This is a genomic window from Candidatus Binatia bacterium (assembly GCA_036382395.1).
In the GTDB taxonomy this organism is placed as follows: domain Bacteria; phylum Desulfobacterota; class Binatia; order HRBIN30; family HRBIN30; genus JAGDMS01.
Window position 1 is genome coordinate 1 of record DASVHW010000384.1, and the last position, 4,253, is coordinate 4,253.

General features: G+C 62.5%; 2 protein-coding genes and 1 tRNA gene. 2 read left to right on the forward strand and 1 reads right to left on the reverse strand.

Annotation, left to right across the window (positions count from 1 at the left end):
* Positions 1-28: 28 nt before the first annotated feature.
* Positions 29-1,438, forward strand: a complete 1,410-nt coding sequence (gene cysS, locus VF515_18695; GenBank protein ID HEX7409662.1) for a cysteine--tRNA ligase — start codon at positions 29-31, stop codon at positions 1,436-1,438.
* A 118-nt stretch (positions 1,439-1,556) separates the two neighbouring features.
* Here cysS and VF515_18700 read toward each other — a convergent pair whose 3' ends face one another.
* On the reverse strand, positions 1,557-3,353 hold the full coding sequence (locus VF515_18700; protein ID HEX7409663.1) for a pectin acetylesterase-family hydrolase: 1,797 nt from the start codon (positions 3,351-3,353) through the stop codon (positions 1,557-1,559).
* Positions 3,354-3,552: 199 nt separating this feature from the next.
* Between VF515_18700 and VF515_18705 the strand changes: the two genes are divergently transcribed.
* Positions 3,553-3,627, forward strand: a tRNA-Arg gene (locus VF515_18705).
* The last annotated feature ends 626 nt before the right edge of the window (positions 3,628-4,253 follow it).

The following is a 4,253-nucleotide window of genomic DNA, read 5'->3' on the forward strand; positions in this document are numbered from 1 at the left end:
TGAGTGCGGATAGCCGACAGCTGAAGTTATGAAACTACACAACACACTCACCGGCCGCCTCGAAGAGTTCGTGCCGCTGGTTCCCGGGAAAGTCGGCATGTACGTCTGCGGCGTCACCGTATACGACCGCTCCCACATCGGGCACGCGCGCGCGCTGGTGACCTTCGACGTGCTGTTCCGCCATCTGCGCGCGCTGGGTTACGACGTAACCTTCGTGCGCAATCTGACCGACGTGGATGACAAGATCATCGCCCGCGCGCAGAAAGCCGGCATCTCGCCGGTGGCGTTGGCGGAAGCGAACATCCGTGCCTTCGGTGAGGACGTCAAGGTGCTGGGCTGTTTGCCGCCGACGCTCGAGCCGCGTGCCACCGAGCACGTCGCGGAGATGATCGAATTGATCCAGGAGCTGGAGCGCAAAGGCCTGGCCTACCCGGCCGACGGCGACGTCTACTACGCCGTCGACAAGTTCCCGGAGTACGGCAAGCTGGCGAAGCGGCGCCTCGATGACATGCTGGCCGGCGCCCGCGTGGAAGTGGACCCGCGCAAGCACCACCCGATGGATTTCGCCTTATGGAAGGCGAGCAAGCCCGGAGAGCCGTGGTGGGACAGCCCCTGGGGGACAGGACGGCCGGGCTGGCACATCGAATGTTCGGTGATGAGCACCAAGTACCTGGGACAGCCATTCGACATCCACGGCGGCGGAACCGACCTGATCTTTCCGCATCACGAGAACGAAATCGCGCAATCCGAAGGCGCCAAGGGTTGCGTCTTTGCACGCTACTGGGTGCACAACGGCATGGTCACCATGGAGCAGGAGAAGATGTCGAAGTCGCTCGGCAACTTCCTGACCGTGCAGGAAGCGGCGAGCCAGGTTGGCGGGGAGGCCGTGCGCCTGTTCGTCATCGGCACCCACTACCGCAGCCCTCTGGACTTCTCACCGCAACGCCTCGAAGAATCCGCACGCGCGCTGGCACGGCTGTACGAAACCCTGGCGCGGGCCGACGAGGCCATTCCCAACTGGAGGGAGGCCGAGGTTGACACTGCCGTCGCCGGCGAATTTCGCGCGGCGATGGATGATGATTTGAACACGGCGCGCGCCCTTGGCGTGGTGTTTGAGACCGTGCGTACCATCAATCGGCTGCTGGACGAGAACCAGCTGACGGCGGCGGCACCGTTGCGCTGTGCGGTGGCGCAGATTGCGACCGTGCTGGGCATCGGCGACCGTGATCCGCGCACTGTCCTTGAAGGTGGCAAGCGCGCACATCTTGCCGGGGCGGCACTCGACACCGCCGAGATCGAACGGCTCATCGCGGCGCGGAACGCCGCGCGCACAGCCCGTGACTTCAAGCAAGCCGACGCTATCCGCACCGAGTTGAAAGCCAAAGGGATCGTGCTGGAAGACACGTCCGCCGGCACGGTGTGGAAGGTGGAGAGATAGCAGCAACGAAAAGCGGAAAGCCAAACTTCTGACTTTCCGCTTTCGACGCTGGCCTCCGCCGCGAGTATCGGCTCCCCTCAGCGGGAGCCGTCAGCACAGGTTGAACTCCGACGAACGGCTACGGACAGGTCACCGTGCCCCCTGGTCCGAACGGCGCCACGAGTGGACTCGGCCGTTCATCCGTGGGTTCGAGGCTGCAGTCGGTACACTCCACGTTCGCCCAGCTGGGGCTGCCCGCCAGCATGTCATTGATCCAGTCGACCGGAGCTGGGACGCTGCCGGTGGTATCCGTATAGATCTTGTCGAATCCCCACACCGTGTGTCGCGTGCCGGCGCCGATGTAGTAGCGGTAGTTGGACACCGGCTTCTTCTTGGTGATGGTGTCAGCCGCCGTACCCTGCACCAAGGCATGCATCTGCCTGTGCCACTCACAGCTGCTGTGCCACCAGTTCAAGATGTCGGCATCCGAGTTGGCCATCGTATTATAAAACTGGGTCTGGACGTTGTCCCAAGCCGCCGTGTACTGCGCGAAGTTGGCGCGGGGGTAGAAGTTCGCCGCCGCCGTCGCCAGGCTCGAAATCGACAGCTTGCTGAGCGGCTTGTTGAACCCGGGGATCCACTTGGGCAGGGTTGCCTGGACGCCCCACTGGCCGAGGTCGTTGATCTGGAACTCCGGGGTGATCACCCCGTTCCCCGCGTCATCTAAGACGCGGAACGTGGATGCTTGGTAGACGTTCTGTTGAAGATAGAGGGAGTTCAGCAATGCGCCGTAGCCGCCGGCACTGGATCCGGCAACGAAGACCACGTCCGGGTTGACGAAGTGCTCGCGGGTCCATTTTTCCACTACTTGGGCGTTGACGAATCCTTTGTGTTGGATGGTGACCGTGTTCGGCGGTGTGGACCCATCGTCGTACACGACGGTCGCGTCTCCCCAGTGCACGTCGGCGGTGCAGTAGGGGATGAAGACCATGTTCCAATCGGTGAACGGGTTGGCCGGATTCGTGAAGTCGGCAAACCCTGTAGTCGCGTTTGCAGGGTTGTCTTGCGATCCGGTGTTCTTGGTGTACGTGAATGCTTGCAGCGTGCCGCAGGTCAAGTAATCCCAGCAGGCGCCACCGCCGTAGTAGTAGACGAGCAACTTATTCACCGTGCCCCGTTTGACGAAGTACACGTACGGCGTGCCGTCGGAGCATACGGGGTTCAGCGTTTTCGTGTTGTACACCGTCGTCGGCGGCGTGATCATCGTCCAAGTGCTGGCGACGGTGGGCGACACGGTGGTATCGGTCAGGGCGGTCTTGTCGAGGGTGCTGAGCTTGGTCGCAATCGCGGACGCGGTGGTCGTCGTCGAGCAATCCGCCTTGGTCCACGCCGCGTCGAAAATCGTCCCAGCGTGGGTTTGCTTCCCGTCGCGCTTGGTACCGCCGGGGTCACCCTTGAGCGCCTTGACGAAAGCGCTCTCGGCCTGCAGCAGCTGGTGGCAGTCGGTACCGGCCGCCTTGATGAGCTTGGACCGGCACAGCCCATCCGCCTTGCTGCTGCCGGTGCCGATGGTGGAGGCGACGTCGCTCACCGCCGCCGTGACAGCGGTGTTCATGTCACCGCTAGAGACAGTTGTCTCGCTGCAGTCCACACCTTTGGCGGTGGCGGCAACCTCGGCAGCGGTCCAGGCGTTGCCGAGTTTCGCCGCGGCGGTTGCAAGAGCGGCATCGCGTGTGGCGTTGCTGGGATCTTTTGAGGGATCCTTCTCCCACTTGCCCCAGGCGATGAACTCCTGCTGGCAGGCGATCGCGGCAGCTTTCAGCTTCTGGCCGACGCAGGTGTTGGTGGGATAGGCGCCGTACGCCGGCGCCGACAGCCCGACGGTTGCGGCCAGGACCGGCAGCCAAAGGTTTCTCGGGAATTGTCTAATTGACATTGGGGTCCCCCCTCACCACCGTGGTGTAGTATGCCAAGACGACTCGGTCAATCGAAATCATCTTATGGGCTTCAGGCTAGCGGAGCGCTCTCCAGCGCGAGGGCTTGCATAGGAACGGGCGTGATCATTGAGTAGTGTCTCCCGGGGCCTTGGCGCGCAGCTTGTAGCTTGGCGCCGAAGTCACTATCTTCAGCACGATGCGCCCGTAGCTCAGGTGGACTAGAGCGGCAGACTTCGAATCTGTAGGTCGAGTGTTCGAATCACTCCGGGCGCACTTCTTTTTCTTTTGGATCCTTGATACTTAGACAATGCATGCCAACGAACGATCGCGTACTCACGGTTGCGGGGAAGCAAGGGGGAAGCAGCGCGACCGATTTCGCTAGACCGACTCCTTGTTCGGCGGCTATCGCCCTGGCTCGATGGATGGTCGCGCGGAGGGATGTTTGAATCGGCTTCCAACGGTGACCCTCGTTCGCAGCGGCGGAAGCTCTTGTTGTGTAAGCGTGGGGCGAAACCCATCCCACCCCAAGCTACCGCGCTGGCACGAAAGCGCGTCGGATTGGTAGCCGGGCGTGAAGGTGGCCAGTTGGCGTCCACACCGCACTCGCTGCACGCCGATCGGAGCGCGTGACGAAATAACATGAGATCTGCTCGAGAGAGCCGTATTATGTTGTTTCTGGAGCAGGGTCCCAGACCTCTGTAACGCGCCCCGCGCGCCGTTCTTCGCTGTTATTTCGTCACGCGCTCCGATCGGCGTGCAGCGAGTGCGGTGTGGCCGCCTTCACGCCCGGCTACCAATCCGACGCGCTTTCCTGCCAGCGCGGTAGCTTGGGGTGGGATGGGTTTCGCCCCACGCTTACACAACAAGAGCTTCCGCCGCTGCGAACGAGGGTCACCGTT

Bases quoted from the DNA above. Each gene is read 5' to 3' on its own strand.
- cysS (HEX7409662.1), top strand. From the start codon at position 29: ATGAAACTACACAACACACTCACCGGCCGCCTCGAAGAGTTCGTGCCG.
- VF515_18700 (HEX7409663.1), bottom strand. From the start codon at position 3,353: ATGTCAATTAGACAATTCCCGAGAAACCTTTGGCTGCCGGTCCTGGCC.